The 21,212-nt window shown below is 38.9% G+C and carries 20 protein-coding genes; 19 read left to right on the forward strand and 1 reads right to left on the reverse strand.

All coding sequences use genetic code 11. The features are described 5' to 3' along the window. Positions 1-111: 111 nt before the first annotated feature. The 7 genes from rlmN to spoVM all read left to right on the forward strand — a co-directional run bounded on the left by rlmN (position 112) and on the right by spoVM (position 6,441). Entirely contained in the window at positions 112-1,197 is a 1,086-nt protein-coding gene (gene rlmN / locus AC11ZT_RS03940; protein ID WP_484058356.1) for a dual-specificity RNA methyltransferase RlmN, read from the forward strand. 4 nt (positions 1,198-1,201) lie between these two features. Continuing rightward, positions 1,202-1,954 (forward strand): Stp1/IreP family PP2C-type Ser/Thr phosphatase, encoded by a 753-nt coding sequence (locus AC11ZT_RS03945; RefSeq protein ID WP_484058357.1) that lies wholly within the window; start codon positions 1,202-1,204, stop codon positions 1,952-1,954. Between the two features lie 8 nt (positions 1,955-1,962). Further along, a complete protein-coding gene (gene pknB, locus AC11ZT_RS03950) occupies positions 1,963-3,963 on the forward strand; it encodes a Stk1 family PASTA domain-containing Ser/Thr kinase (RefSeq protein ID WP_484058358.1) in 2,001 nt (666 codons plus the stop codon). 19 nt (positions 3,964-3,982) lie between these two features. After that, positions 3,983-4,864 carry a ribosome small subunit-dependent GTPase A gene (gene rsgA, locus AC11ZT_RS03955; protein ID WP_484058359.1) on the forward strand — a complete coding sequence of 294 codons (882 nt, stop codon included), beginning with the start codon at positions 3,983-3,985 and terminating at the stop codon, positions 4,862-4,864. Positions 4,865-4,867: 3 nt separating this feature from the next. Continuing rightward, the gene (rpe, locus tag AC11ZT_RS03960) at positions 4,868-5,512 is read left to right on the forward strand and encodes a ribulose-phosphate 3-epimerase (RefSeq protein WP_484058360.1); all 645 of its coding nucleotides are present in this window, start codon (positions 4,868-4,870) and stop codon (positions 5,510-5,512) included. Between the two features lie 156 nt (positions 5,513-5,668). Then, positions 5,669-6,310, forward strand: coding sequence for a thiamine diphosphokinase (locus AC11ZT_RS03965; RefSeq protein ID WP_484058361.1), 642 nt, complete (start codon positions 5,669-5,671; stop codon positions 6,308-6,310). 50 nt (positions 6,311-6,360) lie between these two features. Then, complete coding sequence (spoVM, locus tag AC11ZT_RS03970; protein ID WP_379970248.1) at positions 6,361-6,441, forward strand: stage V sporulation protein SpoVM; 81 nt, start codon at positions 6,361-6,363, stop codon at positions 6,439-6,441. A 68-nt stretch (positions 6,442-6,509) separates the two neighbouring features. Here the strand turns inward: spoVM and rpmB are convergent, their stop codons facing one another. Then, the gene (rpmB, locus tag AC11ZT_RS03975; RefSeq protein ID WP_379967176.1) at positions 6,510-6,698 is read right to left on the reverse strand and encodes a 50S ribosomal protein L28; all 189 of its coding nucleotides are present in this window, start codon (positions 6,696-6,698) and stop codon (positions 6,510-6,512) included. Positions 6,699-6,993: 295 nt separating this feature from the next. Here rpmB and AC11ZT_RS03980 point away from each other — a divergent pair, with 295 nt between their 5' ends. From AC11ZT_RS03980 to smc, 12 genes are all read left to right on the forward strand, one after another. Further along, positions 6,994-7,356: an Asp23/Gls24 family envelope stress response protein gene (locus AC11ZT_RS03980; protein WP_484058362.1), complete on the forward strand. Its 363-nt coding sequence runs from the start codon at positions 6,994-6,996 to the stop codon at positions 7,354-7,356. 23 nt (positions 7,357-7,379) lie between these two features. Then, a complete protein-coding gene (locus AC11ZT_RS03985; RefSeq protein WP_484058363.1) occupies positions 7,380-9,041 on the forward strand; it encodes a DAK2 domain-containing protein in 1,662 nt (553 codons plus the stop codon). Between the two features lie 188 nt (positions 9,042-9,229). Continuing rightward, positions 9,230-9,892, forward strand: coding sequence for an L-serine ammonia-lyase, iron-sulfur-dependent subunit beta (gene sdaAB / locus AC11ZT_RS03990; protein ID WP_484058364.1), 663 nt, complete (start codon positions 9,230-9,232; stop codon positions 9,890-9,892). A gap of 18 nt (positions 9,893-9,910) precedes the next feature. Continuing rightward, positions 9,911-10,792, forward strand: a complete 882-nt coding sequence (gene sdaAA / locus AC11ZT_RS03995) for an L-serine ammonia-lyase, iron-sulfur-dependent, subunit alpha (RefSeq protein ID WP_484058365.1) — start codon at positions 9,911-9,913, stop codon at positions 10,790-10,792. A gap of 2 nt (positions 10,793-10,794) precedes the next feature. Next, entirely contained in the window at positions 10,795-12,816 is a 2,022-nt protein-coding gene (gene recG, locus AC11ZT_RS04000) for an ATP-dependent DNA helicase RecG (protein WP_484058395.1), read from the forward strand. Positions 12,817-12,915: 99 nt separating this feature from the next. After that, entirely contained in the window at positions 12,916-13,500 is a 585-nt protein-coding gene (gene fapR / locus AC11ZT_RS04005) for a transcription factor FapR (protein WP_379967185.1), read from the forward strand. After that, positions 13,497-14,507, forward strand: coding sequence for a phosphate acyltransferase PlsX (gene plsX / locus AC11ZT_RS04010; protein ID WP_484058366.1), 1,011 nt, complete (start codon positions 13,497-13,499; stop codon positions 14,505-14,507). Before fapR ends, plsX begins: the two co-directional genes overlap by 4 nt. Further along, positions 14,504-15,445, forward strand: coding sequence for an ACP S-malonyltransferase (gene fabD / locus AC11ZT_RS04015; protein WP_484058367.1), 942 nt, complete (start codon positions 14,504-14,506; stop codon positions 15,443-15,445). Before plsX ends, fabD begins: the two co-directional genes overlap by 4 nt. 2 nt (positions 15,446-15,447) lie before the next feature. Further along, on the forward strand, positions 15,448-16,188 hold the full coding sequence (gene fabG / locus AC11ZT_RS04020) for a 3-oxoacyl-[acyl-carrier-protein] reductase (RefSeq protein ID WP_484058368.1): 741 nt from the start codon (positions 15,448-15,450) through the stop codon (positions 16,186-16,188). A gap of 346 nt (positions 16,189-16,534) precedes the next feature. Further along, a complete protein-coding gene (locus tag AC11ZT_RS04025; RefSeq protein WP_379967197.1) occupies positions 16,535-16,768 on the forward strand; it encodes an acyl carrier protein in 234 nt (77 codons plus the stop codon). 75 nt (positions 16,769-16,843) lie between these two features. Continuing rightward, complete coding sequence (gene rnc, locus AC11ZT_RS04030; RefSeq protein ID WP_484058369.1) at positions 16,844-17,581, forward strand: ribonuclease III; 738 nt, start codon at positions 16,844-16,846, stop codon at positions 17,579-17,581. 52 nt (positions 17,582-17,633) lie between these two features. After that, complete coding sequence (gene smc / locus AC11ZT_RS04035; protein WP_484058370.1) at positions 17,634-21,197, forward strand: chromosome segregation protein SMC; 3,564 nt, start codon at positions 17,634-17,636, stop codon at positions 21,195-21,197. Positions 21,198-21,212: the final 15 nt, after the last annotated feature.

Raw genomic sequence — 21,212 nt, forward strand, 5'->3', positions numbered from 1 at the left:
TGCCGCTTGTAGCAAGACCGTATGTGAAAGATGGACAATTGCAAATTTTGCCTCATTATTTCCTTACAGATGGATTTTATATAGCATGTTTACGAAAGAGGGTGTAGCAGCATGGAAATGATGATTGAAAAAAATGAAAATGTAGAAGTTAAGAAGCCTTCTATTTATTCATTAGAGCTGCAAGATTTACAAGCATGGTTAAAGGAGCAGGGAGAACCGGTTTTTCGTGCTGGTCAGATATTTGATTGGCTGTATAAAAAACGAGTAGATTCTTTTGAAAAGATGACGAATCTCTCTAAGGAATTACGAGTAAAATTGACGAATTTCTTTGAAATTACTACTTTGAAAACGCTAGTAAAACAAGTTTCGGCTGATGGGACGATTAAATTTTTATTTGAACTACATGATGGGTATTCAATTGAAACGGTATTGATGAAACATGAATATGGAAACTCAGTTTGTGTTACAACGCAAGTAGGATGCCGAATCGGATGTACATTTTGTGCATCGACACTCGGAGGGCTGAAACGAAATTTAGCGTCGGGAGAAATCGTCGCACAAATTGTAAATGTACAGCGTGCTATAGATGAAATGGAAGAACGGGTAAGTTCAATCGTTGTCATGGGAATTGGGGAACCGTTTGATAATTATGAAAATCTAGTCAAGTTTTTACGCATTGTAAATCATGAACAAGGAATTCATATAGGTGCTCGTCATATTACTGTTTCTACAAGTGGTATTATTCCAAGAATTTATGATTTTGCTGATGAAAATATGCAAATAAACTTTGCTATTTCCTTGCATGCTCCTAATACAGAATTACGCTCTAAACTAATGCCGATTAACCGAGCATACAAGCTTCCTGACTTGATTGAAGCTGTAAAATATTATACAAAAAAAACAGGTCGTCGCGTAACATTTGAATACGGTTTATTTGGCGGAGAAAACGATCAAGTGGAGCATGCAGAAGAATTAGCAAAGCTTCTAAAAGGTTTATTTTGTCATGTGAATCTAATTCCAGTGAATTATGTTCCTGAACGCAATTACGTTAGAACGCCGCGTGAGCAAATTTTCCGCTTCGAGAAAACGTTAAAAAGCCATGGCATCAATGTTACCATACGCCGTGAACAAGGCTCAGATATTGATGCTGCCTGCGGTCAATTGCGTGCAAAGGAGCGCAAAGAGGAGACGAGGTGAAAAGATGAATACCATTTTTCTGTCCGACAGAGGAAAGGTTCGTCAACATAATGAAGACAGTGCTGGAGTTTTTTACAATGTTGATGGTGATATTCTAGCGATAGTAGCAGATGGTATGGGTGGTCACCGGGCAGGAGATGTAGCAAGTCAGATGGCTATCCAACTGTTTCATGACTTTTGGAAGCAAGCACAAGGCATAGATACCCCTAAGCTTGCAGAAGAATGGCTGTATGATCATGTTGAAATCATCAACGAGCAAATATTTAATTATTCATTTGAAAATGAAGAGTGTAAAGGGATGGGGACAACCATTGTCGTCGCCATTTGTACGAATGCATTCGTAACCATCGGCCATATTGGAGATAGTCGGTGCTATATCGTATCAGATGGTGAATTATCGCTTGTTACTGAAGATCATTCTCTTGTTAATGAACTTGTGCGATATGGGGAGATTTCAAAAGAAGATGCGGAATTTCATCCGCGTAGACACGTGCTCCTTCGTGCGTTAGGAACGGAAAAACAAGCAAATTTAGACAGCAAAACACTTATTTTAGAACATGGAGACCAATTGTTACTTTGTTCTGATGGCTTATCAAATAAGGTATCAAAGCAAGAGATGCAACAAGTCTTACTATCTAATCAAGATTTACAAGGTAAGGGAGAAGAACTCGTGCAAAAGGCAAATGACATGGGCGGGGAAGATAACATTACTCTTGTAATTGTTCAATACATCGATTCAGTGAGTGAAAGTGGGTGATCAACACCGTGATGATTGGAAGACGCCTAAATGATCGTTATAAGTTGCTTAAGATGATTGGCGGAGGCGGAATGGCTAATGTTTATTTGGCACACGACGATATTTTGGACCGCGATGTTGCTGTAAAAATACTCCGACTAGATTATGCAAATAACGAAGAGTTTATTAAACGCTTTCATCGTGAGGCACAATCTGTAACAACGCTGTCGCATCCTAATATAGTTAATATATATGATGTTGGAGAAGAAGAAGGTATCTATTATCTAGTAATGGAATTTGTTCCAGGCAGAACGCTGAAACAGTATATTGTGCAACAAGGAATGTTATCGGTAACAGAAACGTTAGATGTAATGGAGCAACTTGCATCTGCCATGTCTCATGCTCATCATTTTGAAATTGTACACCGAGACATTAAGCCACAAAACATTCTAATTCGTGATGATGGTGTAGTTAAGGTTACAGACTTCGGAATAGCCACGGCTACTTCAGCAACAACGATTACGCATACAAATTCTGTCTTAGGCTCTGTTCATTATTTATCACCAGAACAAGCGCGGGGCGGTGTGGCAAATAAAAAATCTGATATTTACTCACTTGGAATTGTAATGTTTGAACTTTTAACAGGACGTCCTCCTTTTTCAGGAGAGTCTGCGGTGTCGATTGCTCTCAAACATTTACAAAATGAAACGCCTTCAGTAAAGCGGTGGAATCCTGATATTCCTCAAAGTGTAGAAAATATTATATTAAAGGCAACGGCAAAGGATCCTTTTTATCGCTATGAATCTGTTGATGAGATGAAGCAGGATATTGTCACGGCTCTTTTTCCCGAGAGGGCCAATGAGGAACGCTTTCATATTCTAGAAGATGAAGAGGCTACGAAAGCCCTTCCGATAATACGTCAAGAATCTTTTCCTGAAAGTGAATCTGATGAGACAATTATCAATACAGGAAAAGTGGATTCAAAAGAAGAGCCAGTGAAAGATAAGGAAGTAGGTAAAAAGAAAAAACCAAAGCGTAAGCTGATGATTAGTTTGCTTGTTGTATTTGTTTTGCTTACTTTGGGGATTGTTGCAGCAGTTGCTGTTGTTCCAAACTTTTTCATTCCAAAAGATGTAAAGATACCCGATGTATCAGGCAAAACATATGCTGATGCTGTTAATATATTAAGTCAGAGCGGACTTCAAGTTGCTTCGACGCCTGAAATTATATATACCGATCAAATAGATGAGGGAAAAGTTATAAAGACAAATCCTAAAGCGGGAACAACAGTAAAAGAAAATTCGAAGATTACCATTTATCAATCCGGCGGAAAGAAAAAGCAAAAAGTAAAGAATTATGTTGGTCAATCATTTGATAGTATTCAAGATGAAGTAACACAAAACTTTGCAAGTGTTACGCCTTATTACGTCGATAGTGACAAACCAAAAGGTCAAATTATTGAGCAAGCTCCTGCTGCTGGTCAGGAAGTAATTGAGGAAGATCAGGAGTTCCGAGTTTGGATTAGTAATGGTCCAAAACGAATTGCGCTTGCAGATTTTACAGGATGGACTGAAAGTCATGTAAGAAGCTATATTTCGGACAGTAAGCTAAATGTTGAGGTGACTCAACAAAACTCCGATACAGTTGCAAAAGGAAATGTTATTTCACAAACTCCAAAAGCAGATACAGCTGTACGTGAAGGAGATCTTATTTCTGTTGTGATTTCATCTGGACCGAAGGATGCTACAACTAATCCTTCAAATCCTGTAAGTTCAACAAATCCGCCAAAAAAGGTTACAGTTAGTGATATACAAATTCCGTATCAGGCAACAGCAGATAATAAGCCACAAACAGTGGATATATATATGGAAGATATGAATACAACGTATGATAAGCCAGTTCAAACGAAAACGATTACGGCGTCAACTACGATTTCTCTAGATTTTACAATTGCATACGGGAAAACAGGGCGCTATAAAATTGTTCGTGATGGTGTAACGATTACTGAAAAAGTAGTACCGTACCAGTGATGAATCAAGGAGTGAGCGTATGCCACAAGGCATGATAATAAAAGCATTAAGCGGGTTTTATTATGTTGCAAATGACGAAGGAGTGACGCAATGCCGAGGTCGTGGTATTTTTCGAAAGAATAAAATAACCCCTCTTGTTGGCGACTTAGTTGAATTCCAAGCAGATAATGAAACAGAAGGTTATATTCTCGAAGTTCTTCATCGGAAAAATGAGCTTGTTCGTCCTCCAATAGCTAATGTAGACAATGCAATTCTCGTTTTTTCTGCTGTGAAACCAGATTTTAGTACACTTCTGCTTGATCGATTTCTTGTGCTTATAGAATTTAACGGGATTAAGCCTATTATATGTATTAGTAAGATGGATTTAGTGGACGAGCAAGCATTACATGAAATAGAAGAATACGTTGCAGATTATAGAAAAATTGGTTACGAAGTGTTGCTAACATCTAAACAGGAAGAAGCGAGTATTGAAAAATTGTACTCATTATTGCAAAATAGCATTTCTGTCGTTGCAGGACAATCTGGTGTTGGTAAGTCTTCTCTTCTTAATCGATTGCGACCAGGACTTGCTATAAAAACAAATATTATTTCAACGCATTTAGGAAGAGGTAAGCATACGACACGTCATGTTGAACTGATAAAGGTTGGTAGTGGTCTGGTTGCCGATACGCCTGGCTTTAGCTCCCTTGAGTTTACTGATATGAATATAGAAGATTTAGCAGAAAGTTTTGTTGAACTAAAGAGGCAAAAGCAACATTGTAAATTTAGAGGATGTACCCATCTGTCTGAGCCAAAGTGTACGGTGAAAGAGGCAGTTGAATCGGGTATCATACCTCGTTATCGATATGATCATTACGTTCAATTTATTCAAGAGATTCGAGATAGAAAGCCGAGGTATTAAGTTATGATTAAAATTGCACCATCGATATTATCAGCAGATTTTTCTAGATTAGGGGAAGAAATTAAAGATGTAGAAAAAGGGGGTGCGGATTATATTCATGTTGATGTAATGGATGGACATTTTGTTCCAAACATTACAATCGGATCACTGATTGTAGAAGCAATTCGTCCCATTACATCTCTAACCCTCGATGTTCATCTAATGATTGAAAATCCAGACAACTATATTCCTGCCTTTGCAAAAGCTGGAGCGGATATCATTACCGTGCATGTAGAAGCATGTCCGCATTTACACCGAACGATTGGGCTCATTAAATCATTTGGGATTAAGGCGGGCGTTGTTCTAAATCCGCATACACCAGTATCGATGATTAAGCATATTATTGAAGATGTTGACATGGTATTGCTTATGACTGTCAACCCGGGATTTGGTGGTCAATCATTTATTCATTCGGTTTTGCCGAAAATTAAAGAAGTGGCAAATATGGTAGAAGAAAAGAATCTTACCGTTGAAATTGAAGTTGATGGTGGTGTTAATCCAGTAACAGCAGCTCTTTGTAGAGAAGCCGGTGCAAATGTTTTAGTTGCGGGATCTGCCGTATATAACCAAAAAGATCGTGGGGCAGCAATTCAAGCAATTCGTGGCTAAGTGTTATAGTAGTAAACATCGTTCAAAGTAGCACTATGGTTTTTGTAAAGATATACTGGAAAGAATGTTTAAATTCGGGAGATGAAATAGCAAGGAATGGCTTATTCCTGTTATGTTATCTCCTTTTTCAGCTATTTCTATCGGAGGTAAGGGACTATGATTATTCATATATTGGCAGGTGGACCAACTCATCTTCATCCAGACTTTGAACAGTATTACAAAGAGGAGGTAACCTGGGTGGCTGTTGACCGCGGTGTATATCATTTGCTTCAACAAGGAATTGTTCCCGATGTAGCATTTGGTGATTATGATTCGGTTTCAACGACAGAGTTAGAATGGATGAAACAGCGAACGGATGAACTTCATATCGTACCAAAGGAAAAGGACGAAACAGATTTAGAGATGGCTATTAACTGGTCTTTGCAACAAGAACCGGATCGTATACGTGTCTTTGGGGCAACGGGAGGGAGATTGGATCATGAACTAGCAAATGTGCAAATGCTCATGAAAGCAATCAATCAAAAAACAGAACTAACGATCATTGATTGTAAAAATGAAATACAAATGAAGAAGCCAGGTACATATGTGCTCGCATCAAATAGTAGGTTTCCTTATGTTTCCTTCTTGTCTGTTTCTGAATTTGTTTCTGGCATTTCCTTGCAAGGATTTAAATATCCGCTTTCGAATCGAACACTTTCTCTAGGATCTACATTATGCATTAGCAATGAACTTGTCGCGGAAAAAGGTACTTTTTCCTTCACTTCTGGCATATTATTGGTGGTAAGAAGCACTGATTAATTCATACTCTTTGCTATATTGCAGAAGCAATGGTGTGTAGGAGGGAAGTCATGAGATTTTATACAATCAAGCTACCGAAGTTTCTGGGAGGTCTCGTGCGAGCTGTTCTTAATACGTTTAAAAAGAATTAAAAAAGCACCGATTACGGTGCTTTTTTCAATGCAAAATAAAAAAAGAGTCTCAGACTCTTTTTTTATTATTAAACGCGTTCGATTTTTCCAGATTTTAATGCTCTAGCAGAAACATAAACACGTTTCACTTTACCGTTAACAACGATACGAACTTTTTGAAGGTTTGCTCCCCAAGTACGTTTCGTTATGTTCAATGCGTGTGAACGTGAGTTGCCAGAACGTGCTTTTCTACCAGTAATTGCACAAACACGAGCCATATATAATTCCCTCCTAACTACCTTATCCTACGAAATTTCAATGTTAGGCTACTTTTGACCTAAAAACACTATTTCAATTTAACATACCTGATTAGAGAATGCAATAATAAATCAAGAAAATTTACTTGACATATGACTAGGGTACATGTTGTATAATAACAAAGGACTATTTTGTTTATCTTTGTGAATAACCAACAGCGCTTATTAGTGAAGTAGTATTTTTCTTACTTACAGTATATTATAATGATATAAGTAGTCTAGCTCACTTTGACTATTATCGAAGGGGGAACCACATATGTCAATTGAAATAAATACACAATATGGTCAGATTAGTATTAGTACAGATGTTATTGCTATGACTGCAGGGGGCGCTGCAGTAGATTGCTACGGTATTGTAGGGATGGCATCTAAAAATCAGTTGAAAGACGGATTTACAGAAATATTAAGAAAAGAAAACTTTACTCGTGGTGTGATTGTTCGTAATGAAAATGACGAAGTACATATTGACATGTATATTATTGTGGGTTATGGCACGAAAATCTCAGAAGTTGCTCACAATGTTCAAACAAAAGTAAAGTATACATTAGATCAAACAATTGGACTTGCAGTGGACTCAGTTAATATTTTTGTCCAAGGAGTTAAAGTAACAAACTCGTGAATTGTATTAAGGAGGAAATATCAGTGTCAATTAAGCTAATTGATGGAAAACGTTTCGCACAAATGATTATGCAAGGGGCTAACAATCTTACCAATAATGTGAAAGTTGTAGACGCTCTAAACGTTTTTCCAGTTCCGGATGGCGATACCGGTACTAACATGAATTTATCTATGACTTCGGGATCTCGTGAGGTTCGTAAATCTAAAATGGATCATGCAGGCGAGGTTGGAGTTAGGTTAGCAAAAGGACTGTTAATGGGCGCACGTGGGAATTCTGGTGTTATCTTATCACAGCTGTTTCGAGGTTTTTCAAAAGCTATTGAAAGTAAAGAAGTTTTATCAACTATTGATTTCGCACAAGGATTTGAAGCAGGTGTTGAAACAGCATATAAAGCGGTTATGAAGCCAGTAGAAGGAACAATTTTGACGGTTGCAAAGGATACTGCAAAAAAGGCAACGATCGTTGCGCAAACGGAAGATGATTTTGTTTCTTTTATGGAGGAAGTAGTCAAGGAGGCAAATGCTTCTTTAAATCGTACACCAGATTTGCTTCCTGTTTTAAAGCAAGTTGGAGTAGTAGATAGCGGCGGTAAAGGACTTTGCGTTGTCTATGAAGGGTTTTTAGCTGATTTAAAAGGGGAAACTATACAATCGCAAGAAATTCAACCAACGATGGAGCAAATGATAAATCAAGAACATCATAACGTACAAAGTCAATTAAATACTGCAGATATTAAATATGGTTATTGTACTGAATTTATGGTAAAGCTAGACGCTGAGAAAGCAAAGCAACAGTCATTTACCGTTGAAAAGTTCCGTAATGAAATTAGTGAAATGGGAGATTCATTGTTGGTTGTAGCTGACGATGATATTGTTAAAGTACATATTCATGTCGAATATCCAGGTAATGCTATGAATTATGGTCAACGCTATGGAAGTCTAATTAATTTAAAAGTCGAAAATATGCGTGAACAACATACACATTTATTACAAGATAATCATGTTACAACAGAAGCTCCAAGTGAAAAACAGGCATATGGAATTGTAACGGTTGCTATGGGGTCGGGTATTAAGGATTTGTTTATGAGTATTGGCGCAAATCAAGTCATTGAAGGCGGACAGACAATGAATCCAAGTACGGAAGATATTGTGTCTGCCATTCAAGAAGCAAATGCGGACAATATTATATTACTTCCAAATAATAGTAATATCGTCATGACTGCAGAGCAAGCAGCATCAGTTTCGGAAGGAAATATTGTTGTTGTTCCATCTAAAACCGTTCCACAAGGGATGGCAGCAATGCTAGTTTTTGATCCAAATGCAAGTCTGGAAGAAAACGCTGCTAACATGAAAGAAGCACTGCAGCATGTTAAAACTGGACAAGTTACGTACGCCGTTCGTGACACTGAAATGGATGGTATAAATATAAAGAAAAATGATTTCATGGGTATAGCCGATGGAAAAATTGTTGTAACAGATGAAAATGAAGTAGAAGCAGGAAAGAAACTCCTTCAAACGATGATTGACGAAGATTCAGAGATCGTTACGATTTTACAAGGTGAAAATGTAGATGAAATGGAGCTTGTTAAGCTTAAAGCATTCGTAGAGGAACAATTCCCTGAGGTTGAAGTTGAAATCCATAAAGGGAATCAACCGCTTTATCCTTTTATTTTTTCTGTTGAATAAGTAAAGATCATATAGAAAGAATGACTATTTAAAGAGGTGACGCAAAAGGAGAGTGTATTTCTCCCTTTGTGTTGCTTCTTTTTTATCGTTATACTAATAGTAATAATTGCGGATTATAGTGGGATTTGATTGTTAGGCATGAATCTTTACAACTGTGATGTATTCTTGGCACGAAGGAGGCTATTAATATGAAGTACAAATCTGTTTTTGATATAATTGGCCCCATTATGATTGGCCCTTCAAGCTCTCATACAGCAGGTGCTGCAAAAATTGGACGAGTAGCACGTAACTTGTTTCGAAAACAGCCTACAAAGGTGGAAGTTTCTTTGTATGGCTCTTTTGCAAAAACATACAAAGGTCATGGCACTGATGTAGCTATCATTGGTGGGATCTTAGATTTTGATACATTTGACCAACGGATTCCTGACTCCTTAATGATTGCACAGCAAAAAGGAATTGACGTAACGTTTATAGAAGAAGAGGCGGTTTCTGACCATCCGAATACTGCTCGCATAACTTTATCGGATGAAACAGATACACTTGAGGTTGTTGGAGTTTCGATTGGCGGTGGAAAAATTGAAATAATAGAACTGAATGGCTTTATGTTGAAACTAAGCGGCATGCATCCTGCTCTTCTAGTTGTTCATAACGATAAGTATGGGAGCATTGCATTGGTTACCGCTATATTAATGAAATATCGTATTAACATTGGACATATGGAAGTATCCCGCAAAGAAATTGGAAAAAGTGCCTTGATGGTGATTGAGGTTGATCATAATATCGACGATTCTGTTATTGAAGAAATACAGTTACTCCCGAATATTGTTCAAGTAACAAGAATGGTGGAATAAAGGAAAGGAGGCGTATGGATGTTTCGGAATGTAGAAGAACTAGTAAATAAAGCACAAAGTAATGGAGTAAAAACAGCTGAAATAATGATCCAGCAGGAAATAAATACAACAGGGTGTTCGCGTGAGGAAGTTTACAATAAAATGGAACGAAACTTACGTGTCATGGAGAAAGCGGTAGAACAAGGCCTTCAAGGAGTTCGTTCTTTTTCAGGATTAACGGGTGGGGATGCCGTGTTACTTCAAACGTATATAAATAGCGGAAAAGCGCTAAGTGGACATGTTCTGTTAGATGCTGTAAGTAAGGCGGTAGCAACAAATGAGGTAAATGCAGCAATGGGAACGATTTGTGCAACGCCGACAGCAGGTTCGGCTGGCGTAGTTCCGGGTACGCTATTTGCAATAAAGGAAAAATTGCATCCCACGCGAGAGGAAATGGTAGAATTCTTATTTACAGCAGGTGCCTTTGGGTATGTAGTAGCTAATAATGCCTCTATCTCAGGAGCGTCAGGCGGATGCCAAGCTGAGGTAGGCTCTGCAAGCGGAATGGCTGCTGCAGCAATTGTAGAATTGGCAGGCGGAACGCCGCAACAAGCAGCCAATGCAATGGCAATTACACTTAAAAATATGCTTGGCCTTGTATGTGATCCAGTAGCCGGGCTTGTAGAAGTACCATGTGTCAAACGTAATGCCATGGGTGCAGCGAATGCGATGGTTGCTGCAGACATGGCACTTGCAGGGATTACAAGTAGAATTCCTTGTGATGAAGTAATTGGTGCTATGTTTAAAATTGGGCAGGCAATGCCAGTAGCCCTTCGCGAAACGGCAAAAGGAGGATTGGCAGCTACACCGACCGGGAAAGCACTAGAAGCAAAAATTTACGGTGCAGCTTCTAACAAGTGAGTATGCAAATAGCTATTACACAAATTAAAGGTATAGGAGAAGAAATGTCGCAACAGCTTGGGGAAATGGGGTTGTATACAGTAGAGGATTTGCTAGAACATTTTCCCTATCGGTATGAAGATTATTCGATGAAGGATTTAGAAGAGGTAAAGCACGATGAACAAGTTACAGTTGAAGGAATGATTCATAGCTTACCACTTTTGCAATACTACGGGAAAAAGAAATCTAGGCTTACCTTTCGTCTCCTTGTTGGCCGTTATTTAATTCAAGTTGTATGTTTCAACCGGCCTTATTATAAAGATAAGATAAAAATGGATGAGAAAATTACGGTTTCCGGTAAATGGGATCAGCACCGTCAAACCATTATTGCATCGAATGTACATTTTACGAAAATAGAGCGGACCATAGAACCGGTGTATGCGGTAAAAGGAAAGGTAACTGTAAAGCAACTTCGACGGTTTGTTATACAAGCTTTCAAACAATTTGAGGTGAAGGATCCGCTTCCAGAAGGATTGCGAGCGCGGTATAAATTGCTTCCGCGTTTGGAAGCAATGCGTATACTCCATATGCCTTTAAATCATGAAGATTTGAAGCAAGCTCGCCGACGTTTTGTGTATGAAGAGTTTTTCTTGTTTCAACTCAAAATGCAGGCACTTCGAAAAGTCCAGCGCGAAAATGCAGCAGGACAAACTAAGCATTTCTCAAATGCTGCTCTTGGGCAATTTCAAAACAGCTTACCTTTCCCGCTTACTAATGCGCAAACACGTGTCGTTTCTGAAATATTGAATGATCTCACATCCTCTTATCGCATGAATCGTTTATTACAAGGTGATGTTGGTTCGGGAAAAACGGTTGTAGCAGCCATCATCCTCTATGCGACCGTGCTTGCTGGATTTCAAGGGGCGTTAATGGTTCCAACAGAAATTCTAGCAGAACAGCATGTACAATCACTGAAACAACTATTTGTACATACTAATGTTTCCATTGAACTACTGACAAGTTCTGTTAAGGGAGTTCGTCGCCGTGAAATGTTAGAACGTCTTGCCAAAGGAGAGGTAGATATCTTAATTGGGACACATGCACTCATTCAAGATGAAGTAAATTTTAAATGTCTGGGGCTTGTTATAACCGATGAACAGCACCGTTTTGGAGTAGCACAACGACGTGTGTTAAGAGAAAAAGGGGAACAGCCAGATGTTTTGTTTATGACTGCCACTCCTATTCCTCGCACACTGGCCATCACTGTTTTTGGGGAAATGGATGTAAGTATAATCGATGAAATGCCAGCAGGGAGAAAAGAAATTGAAACGTATTGGGCAAAGCACGATATGTTTGAGCGAGTGATATCGTTTGTAGAAAAAGAAATGCAAAAAGGGCGGCAAGCTTATGTGATTACTCCGCTCATTGAAGAATCTGAAAAGTTGGATGTACAAAATGCTATTGACTTACATAGCATGCTCACACATCACTTGCAACAATTTCAAGTAGGACTTATGCATGGACGCTTATCTGCTGCAGAAAAAGAAGAGGCTATGCGAAAGTTCAGTACAAACGAAGTGCAGCTTCTTGTCTCGACAACCGTAGTAGAAGTAGGTGTGAACGTGCCTAATGCTACTGTAATGGTAATCTATGATGCTGATCGGTTCGGATTATCACAATTGCATCAGCTTAGGGGACGAGTCGGACGAGGCAATGAACAATCATATTGCATATTAATTGCAGATCCAAAGTCAGAGGTGGGTAAGGAACGTATGCGAATTATGACGGAGACGAACGATGGATTTGCTTTGTCAGAAAAAGATTTAGAACTTCGAGGACCTGGTGACTTTTTTGGAAGAAAGCAAAGTGGACTTCCCGATTTTAAAGTTGCCGATATGGTACATGACTATAAAGTGTTAGAGATTGCTAGAGAGGATGCTGCTCTATTAGTGAAAACGCACGCGTTTTGGAACAGTCCCGTATACGCTGATTTACGTTCTTATTTAGATGAAGTTGGTGTTCTGCAAGATGAAAAGCTAGATTAGTATGACAGTGTGCTACTTATAATTTTTTGTTGCATTCTGCTACTATACCTCATATACTACTATTAGTACCTAGTCATAAAACGAAAGGTTTAAGATAGGATGCGGAGAAACAAAAAAGAACGGCAAAAATTATTATTAGAAACAATTCGAGAAAACCCGTTTGTTACAGATGAAGAGCTTTCTCGAACATTTCAAGTGAGTATTCAAACGATTCGATTGGACCGTTTGGAATTGGCGATTCCAGAGCTCAGAGAGCGTATTAAGAGCGTTGCTGCCAAACAATATGAAAATGTAAAAGCATTACCTTTGGACGAAGTAGTCGGAGAAATTATTGATATGGAGCTTGATCATCATGCAATTTCTATTTTTGATGTCAAGCAAGAGCATGTATTTAAGAGAAATGGCATCGCACGAGGCCATCATTTGTTTGCGCAAGCAAATTCGTTAGCGGTAGCTGTTATAAATGATGAAGTTGCTTTAACGACAAAGGCTAATATTCAATATCGCCGTTCTGTAAAATTGAACGAACGGGTCATAGCAAAGGCGAAAGTATTGGATTCTGGAAATAGTAAAAGAAGATCTGTTGTTGAAGTGAGCAGCTTTGTTGGAAACGAAATTGTTTTTATTGGTACGTTTGAAATGTATAGATATAGTAAAAATAGTGAGGATGGTACAAACATATGAAGATTGCAATCGACGCAATGGGTGGTGACCATGCACCAAGAACAGTAGTTCTCGGCGCGATGAAGGCAGTCGAAACATTCCCAGATGTACACATTACATTAGTAGGAAAAGAAGATGAAATCCGTAAGTATGTAACAAAGCAAGATCGTATTTCCATCATACATAGTGAAGAAGTAATTGAAGGAGACGACGAACCTGTTCGTGCAGTTAGACGTAAGAAAAGATCTTCTTTGGTGTTAATGGCAAAAGAAGTGAATGAAGGAAGAGCCGATGCTTGTATTTCAGCGGGAAATACAGGAGCGCTGATGGCGGCTGGCCTATTCGTTGTTGGTCGAATAGAAGGAATTGAACGTCCTGCATTATCTCCGACTCTTCCTACTGTAGATGGAAGAGGTTTTGTTATGCTCGATGTAGGCGCAAATGTGGATGCAAAGCCTATCCATCTTTATCAGTATGCGGTAATGGGCTCTCTTTACGCTGAGAAGGTAAGAGGGATAGCTAATCCGAGAGTTGGATTACTAAATGTTGGAACAGAGGACGGCAAAGGAAACGACCTATCCAAACATGTATTTTATCTATTAAAGGATTCTAACTTGAATTTTGTTGGAAATGTAGAAGCACGTGATTTACTACAGGGAGTTGCTGACGTCATCGTGTGTGACGGTTTTACGGGTAATGTGGCTTTAAAAACACTTGAAGGCACAGCATTATCCGTATTTTCCATGTTAAAGGAGCAACTAACAAGCTCTTTTACAAGTAAGTTGGCTACTTTAATGTTAAAACCAAAGCTTATGAAGCTAAAGGAAAAAATGGATTACTCTGAATATGGGGGCGCTGCACTAATAGGACTTAAGGCTCCTGTTGTGAAAGCACATGGATCATCGGATGAAACTGCAATATTTAATGCCATTCGTCAAACGAGAGATATGGTGTCAAAGCAAGTAATCCCTACTATTACATCCATGATAGAAGCAACGCCACTTCAAATAAAGGAGGAAGAAAAATGAGTAAAGTAGCATTTTTGTTCCCAGGTCAAGGATCACAAACGGTTGGTATGGGAATGCAAATAGGAGAACGTTTCGAAGAGGCTGCACAAATATTTAAACAAGCAGATGAAGTTCTGCAAGCACCACTTTCACAAATTATGTTTGAAGGACCGCAAGCAGAGCTTACAAAAACAACAAACGCTCAGCCTGCATTATTAACAACAAGTTATGCCATTCTAACGGTGATGAAAAAATTTGATATAACACCTGATTATGTAGCAGGTCATAGTCTAGGTGAATATAGTGCTCTCGTTGCAGCGAATGCCATTTCATTTCAAGATGCTGTCTATGCGGTGCGTAAACGCGGCGAATTTATGGAAGAAGCGGTTCCTAACGGAGAAGGTGCAATGGCTGCTATTCTTGGTATGGATCCAAATGCATTGCAAGCGGTGACAGAGGAAGTAACAAATGAAGGACATGCTGTACAAGTTGCGAATATGAATAGCAGACAGCAAATTGTTATTTCAGGAACGAAGCATGGTGTAGAAATTGCTTGTAAAAAAGCAAAGGAAAATGGTGCAAAGCGCGCGATTCCACTTCGCGTTAGTGGACCGTTTCACTCTTCTCTCATGAAGCCAGCAGCAGAAAAATTCCGAACTGTTTTAGATAACATACAAATACAAGATGCTCGTATACCAGTTGTCGCTAATGTAACAGGAGATATTATTACAAATAGTAGTGATATCCATGATAAATTAATTGAGCAACTTTATTCACCTGTGCAGTGGTATCCTACTATCGAACGTTTGGTAGAACTTGGTGTGGATACATTTATTGAAGTTGGACCAGGGAAAGTACTTGCAGGTTTAATGAAGTCCATTGCTCCTTCGGCTAAGACGTATGCTGTGTATGATGAAGAGAGCTTGAATGATACGATTTCTAAGTTGAAGGGAGAATAAACATGTTAACGGATCAAGTTGCGGTAGTTACAGGCGCATCGCGCGGAATAGGTCGTGCAATTGCTCTCGATTTAGCAAAGCAAGGCGCAAAAATCATCGTGAATTTCGCTGGCAATGAAGAAAGAGCGAATGAAGTAGTGGAAGAAATTCAAGCACTTGGAAGCGAAGCTATTTCTGTACGTGCTGATGTATCAAATACAGAAGAAGTAACGAATATGATGAAAATTGCGGTAGATACATTTGGAAAAATTGATATTCTTGTGAATAATGCAGGTATAACAAAAGACAATCTCCTTATGCGTATGAAAGAGGATGAATGGGATGCTGTCATTCGAACAAATTTAAAAGGCGTTTTTGTCTGTACCAAAGCGGTAACACGCCAAATGGTGAGACAACGCTACGGACGTATTATTAATATAGCTTCGGTTGTCGGCGTGATAGGTAATCCAGGTCAAGCAAATTATGTAGCTGCAAAAGCAGGTGTCATTGGCTTAACAAAAACAGCGGCGAAAGAACTCGCTGCTCGTAACATTACTGTAAATGCTCTCGCACCAGGGTTTATCGAAACAGATATGACAAATGTGTTAGCAGAAGAAACGAAACAAGAAATGTTAAAACTTATCCCGCTAGCAAGATTCGGTCAAGCAAAAGACATAGCAAACGCTGTATCCTTCCTTGCATCAGAACAAAGTAGCTACATCACCGGCCAAACTATTCAAATAGACGGCGGAATGGTAATGTAAGAAAGAAAAGCTTCAGCGGCTCGTCCTGCTCCGTAGGACGGAAGTTCTCACCTCAAAAAGGCGCTTTTTGCCTTTATGAGGTGAGGTTTTCCGGACGGAAGGAGCAAGCCGGGTAGAACTGGACAACAAAGAAAAGCGGAACCTGGCTGTTCAGCCCCATAGGGGAGAGGGTTCTCTGACCGGAGGAGCTAGCCAAGTAGAGCTGGACAACAAAGAAAAGTGGAACCCGGCTCGTTCAGTCTCAGGACGGAAGTTCCTCTATTTTAAGTAGTTGTAAATCTCGTGTATTTGTCCTAGTTTTTTTGTAGATTATTTAATATAATGATTTGAGGGGAGGTGAATGACAATGGCAACTGTTTTAGAACGTGTAACAAAAATCATCGTTGATCGTCTGGATGCAGATGAATCAAAGGTAATCCCTTCTGCAAGTTTTAAGGAAGATTTAGGTGCTGATTCCTTAGATGTAGTAGAACTTGTAATGCAATTTGAAGATGAATTCGAATTGGAAATTTCTGATGAGGATGCAGAAAAAATCGCTACTGTTGGCGATGCTGTTTCTTACATAGAGAGCCACCTATAATATTTTGAGGTAAGTCCCGCACTCTAGCGGGGCTTTCTCAGCATATATATGCGGATAGATATCCAGGAGGGGCCTATGCCATACAGAAGACATAGAGATAATAGGTATAATATGAAACATCGCGAAGCATTTCAAAAATTTCAAAGTCAAATTGGAATTGAATTTACGAATGAAAAACTGTTAATTCAAGCTTTTACACATTCATCTTATGTGAATGAGCATCGCAAAAAACCTCATGAAGATAATGAACGTTTGGAGTTTTTAGGAGATGCAGTTCTAGAACTTACTGTTTCACAATATTTGTTTCAAAAATATCCGACAATGAGCGAGGGAGAATTAACAAAGCTACGTGCATCAATTGTTTGTGAACCTTCACTTGTTCAATTTGCAAATGAACTTTCATTTGGCGAATTTGTTCTATTAGGAAAAGGCGAAGAAATGACAGGCGGAAGAGAACGACCTGCTTTGTTAGCGGATGTGTTTGAAGCGTTTATTGGAGCCCTATACTTAGATCAAGGGTTAGAAGTTGTATGGGATTTTCTAAAAACAGTTGTCTATCCAAAAATCAATGAAGGTGCTTTTTCTCATGTGATGGATTTTAAAAGTCAGCTACAAGAATTAATTCAACGAGATGGTAGTGGAAATATTGAATACGAAATACTGCATGAAAAAGGTCCTGCTCACAGTCGTGAATTTGTTTCACATGTCATGTTAAATGGTGAAATATTAGGTGTGGGAATGGGTCGATCGAAAAAAGAAGCAGAGCAACATGCAGCATCAGAAGCATTAAAAAAATTAAAAGAACATCAATAACAGAATCCCCCTAGAGGTAGGGGGATTCATTATGCATAAAGGGGGAGTAGTGATGTTCCTCAAAAGATTAGAAATCATGGGATTCAAATCATTTGCAGACCGAATATCCATTGATTTTGTCCAAGGCGTGACGGCTGTTGTCGGACCTAATGGCAGCGGGAAAAGTAATATTACGGACGGTATTCGTTGGGTGCTCGGTGAACAGTCAGTAAAATCGCTTCGAGGAGCAAAGTTGGAAGATATTATTTTTGCTGGAAGCGATACGCGAAAACCTTTAAATGTGGCAGAAGTCACCCTTACACTGGATAATGAAGATCAGCGTCTTCCAATTGAGTTTAATGAAATCAGTGTGACGAGACGTGTATATCGGTCAGGGGATAGCGATTTTTTTATTAACAAACAAGCGTGCCGTTTAAAGGATATTGTTGACTTATTTATGGATTCAGGTATGGGACGTGAAGCCTTCACGATTATAAGCCAAGGAAAAGTTGAAGAAATATTAAGTAGTAAGCCAGAAGACCGCCGTAGCATTTTTGAAGAAGCAGCAGGGGTACTGAAATATAAAACACGGAAAAAGAAAGCAGAAGCAAAGTTAGAAGAAACACAGGAAAATTTAAATCGTGTAGAAGATATTATTCATGAACTTAGTAAGCAAATTGAACCGTTAGGTATGCAAGCATCGGCTGCAAAAGACTACTTGGAAAAAAAGGAAGAATTAGAACGGGTCGAAGCAGCACTCATTGTATATGAAATTGAAGAACTTCATGAAAAATGGGAAGCATTATTAAAACAACTAGAGGAAAATAAAGATAAAGAACTAACCGTAACTTCTTCTTTACAAAGTGATGAAGCAAATATCGAAAAAATGCGAGCAGATACACAAACCATTGATGAATCTATCCAATCCTTGCAGGAAGTGCTGCTGCTTTCTAGTAAAGAATTAGAAAAGCTAGAGGGACAGCGAGAATTGCTGAAAGAACGTAAGAAAAATGCGGATGAAAACTGCTTAAAGCTTGAACAAATGGTTGTGCAGCTAACAGAAAAGCTTTCTCAATATGAACAGAATATTGCCAGTGATCATTCCCTTCTACAAGAAATCTCTACATATGTAGCAAACTTACAAACACAATTACATACAAAGCTCACTGCATTGCAATCGTTTGAACAAAATTTAGATGAGCGCATTGAAACGTTAAAGGGAGATTACATTGAACTGCTTAATAAACAAGCAAGTATTCGAAATGAAATTTCTCTTATTAAAGAACAAACAAAACAACGTCAGTCTAAAAATAAGCAACTTGATGAAGAAAATGAAAAATATGTAAAAATGCGTGTTGAAATTAAAGAACGTAAGCAAATTTTAATACAAGAGTATGCTGAATTTAAATCAATGCTAGAAAATCATAAAGCTCTGCTACGTGAAACAGAAGCGAATATTTCTCATATCAAGCAGGAACGAAACGATAGTGAAGGTAAACTCTATCAAGCCTATCAATTTTTACAAAAAACGCGTTCGCGAAAAGAAATGCTGGAAGAAATGCAAGAAGATTATGCTGGGTTCTATCAAGGCGTTCGGGAAGTATTGAAGGCTCGCAATCAGTTACAAGGAATAGAAGGTGCGGTGGCTGAACTGATTTCAGCACCAGCAGAATATGAAGTAGCAATTGAGACGACTCTTGGAGCCGCAATGCAGCATATTGTAGTAAAAACCGAAGAAAATGGACGAGAAGCGATTTCATATTTAAAGCGTAATCAATATGGACGTGCAACTTTTTTACCGCTTTCTGTTATTAAAGGGAAAAATGTTACGCCGGAAGCACTATACGGAGCGAAACAGCATCCAGCATTTCTTGGTATTGCTGCTAATCTTATTCAATATGACAAACGTTATGAAACCATTATCCAAAGCCTGCTCGGTACAGTGTTCGTTACGAGAGATTTAAAGGGTGCGAATGAGTTAGCACGATTGCTAAAGTATAGGTATCGAATTGTGACATTAGAAGGCGATATCGTAAATCCTGGTGGGGCTATGACCGGTGGAGCAGTAAAACAGGCAAAAACATCTCTCTTAAGTCGTCAACGTGAAATAGAGACGGTGACTGCTAAATTGGCGGAGATGGAGGAGAAGACGAACAGTCTAGAAGAACGTGTTCGGAACTTAAAGCAACGCATTCATGATGAAGAAAACCAAGTAATTCGGTATCGAAATGATTGGGATGCAATGCTCATGCAAGATCAAGAACGCACAAAGAAGCTCACACAAGTAGAGGCCGAAGAAAACCGTGTGAATGACCGGTTAGCTATGTATGATCTTGAAATAGAAGGAATTGTGCAAGACCAATCGAAAAGAGAAGAGCGTATAGAGGAATTAGAAGAAAAGCTACAGCTTCTTTCGCAAACGCTTATTAAGTATGATGAAGAAATTGGCGCTCTATCAAAGAAAAAGAATGAGCAGACTTCTTCAAAGGAAAAATTACAAGATGAAATTACAGAATTGAAAGTAGCAGTAGCAAAGCATCAACAACGGCAAAGTAATCAACAAGAAAAGGTAACGCGTTTAGAAAACGATTATCATAGTGCGCAACAACAAATTATACAAACGAAAGAAGATTTAACGTTTTTAAAGCAAGAAATGACTTCAAATTCTAGCGGCGAAGAGCAGCTTTCTGCTATGATTCAGATGAAGGATACTGAGCGTAATCGGTCGACTGAATTAATACGTTTACGGCGCGAACAACGATTTACACTGCAAGAAACCTATGAGAAGCTTGAGCAAGAGGTTAAGGAAGCAAAGCGCCAGCAAAAATACTTAATACAACTCGTAAAAGAGCAAGAGATACAAGTGAACCGATTAGATGTAGAGCTCGACAATCGTTTGCAGCAGCTACGGGAGGCTTATTCTATTTCTTTTGAAGCAGCGAAGGATAAATATCCGATGGAAATGCCAGTAGAAGATGCCAAAAGGCAAGTGAAATTAACAAAAGCTAGCATCGATGAGCTTGGAACGGTAAACTTAGGTGCAATCGATGAATACGATCGAATCTCACAGCGTTACACATTTCTATTAGAGCAGCAAGGCGATTTAGTCGAGGCGAAGGAAACGTTGTATCAAATAATCGGTGAAATGGATGAAGAAATGAAGAAACGATTTTCTCATACTTTTACTGCCATTAAATCTGAGTTTCAAGAAACCTTCCGAGAACTTTTTGGTGGGGGACGTGCAGATCTTGTGATGACAGATGGTGCCGATTTACTTGCTACAGGTATTGATATTGTGGCACAGCCTCCAGGAAAGAAGCTTCAAAATTTAGGGTTACTTTCTGGCGGGGAACGTGCGCTAACAGCCATTGCCTTACTGTTTGCCATTTTACGAGTTCGTCCGGTGCCATTTTGCATTTTGGATGAAGCAGAGGCTGCACTTGACGAAGCAAATGTGTTACGATTTGCACAGTATTTAAAGAATTTTACCGCAAATACTCAGTTTATTGTAATTACTCACCGCAAAGGAACGATGGAAGAATGCGATGTTCTCTACGGTGTTACTATGCAAGAATCGGGCGTATCGAAACTCGTTTCGGTTAGACTCGATGAAAAAGAAAATGTTCTTACGGAATAGAAAGGATCGATGAAT

The organism is Ectobacillus sp. (assembly GCF_056992975.1).

Bases quoted from the DNA above. Each gene is read 5' to 3' on its own strand.
- smc (WP_484058370.1), top strand. From the start codon at position 17,634: ATGTTCCTCAAAAGATTAGAAATCATGGGATTCAAATCATTTGCAGAC.
- AC11ZT_RS03945 (WP_484058357.1), top strand. From the start codon at position 1,202: ATGAATACCATTTTTCTGTCCGACAGAGGAAAGGTTCGTCAACATAAT.
- rsgA (WP_484058359.1), top strand. From the start codon at position 3,983: ATGCCACAAGGCATGATAATAAAAGCATTAAGCGGGTTTTATTATGTT.
- plsX (WP_484058366.1), top strand. From the start codon at position 13,497: ATGAAGATTGCAATCGACGCAATGGGTGGTGACCATGCACCAAGAACA.
- AC11ZT_RS03980 (WP_484058362.1), top strand. From the start codon at position 6,994: ATGTCAATTGAAATAAATACACAATATGGTCAGATTAGTATTAGTACA.
- rlmN (WP_484058356.1), top strand. From the start codon at position 112: ATGGAAATGATGATTGAAAAAAATGAAAATGTAGAAGTTAAGAAGCCT.
- rpmB (WP_379967176.1), bottom strand. From the start codon at position 6,698: ATGGCTCGTGTTTGTGCAATTACTGGTAGAAAAGCACGTTCTGGCAAC.
- rnc (WP_484058369.1), top strand. From the start codon at position 16,844: ATGCCATACAGAAGACATAGAGATAATAGGTATAATATGAAACATCGC.
- AC11ZT_RS04025 (WP_379967197.1), top strand. From the start codon at position 16,535: ATGGCAACTGTTTTAGAACGTGTAACAAAAATCATCGTTGATCGTCTG.
- fapR (WP_379967185.1), top strand. From the start codon at position 12,916: ATGCGGAGAAACAAAAAAGAACGGCAAAAATTATTATTAGAAACAATT.
- recG (WP_484058395.1), top strand. From the start codon at position 10,795: ATGCAAATAGCTATTACACAAATTAAAGGTATAGGAGAAGAAATGTCG.
- fabD (WP_484058367.1), top strand. From the start codon at position 14,504: ATGAGTAAAGTAGCATTTTTGTTCCCAGGTCAAGGATCACAAACGGTT.
- sdaAA (WP_484058365.1), top strand. From the start codon at position 9,911: ATGTTTCGGAATGTAGAAGAACTAGTAAATAAAGCACAAAGTAATGGA.
- sdaAB (WP_484058364.1), top strand. From the start codon at position 9,230: ATGAAGTACAAATCTGTTTTTGATATAATTGGCCCCATTATGATTGGC.
- spoVM (WP_379970248.1), top strand. From the start codon at position 6,361: ATGAGATTTTATACAATCAAGCTACCGAAGTTTCTGGGAGGTCTCGTG.
- rpe (WP_484058360.1), top strand. From the start codon at position 4,868: ATGATTAAAATTGCACCATCGATATTATCAGCAGATTTTTCTAGATTA.
- fabG (WP_484058368.1), top strand. From the start codon at position 15,448: ATGTTAACGGATCAAGTTGCGGTAGTTACAGGCGCATCGCGCGGAATA.
- AC11ZT_RS03965 (WP_484058361.1), top strand. From the start codon at position 5,669: ATGATTATTCATATATTGGCAGGTGGACCAACTCATCTTCATCCAGAC.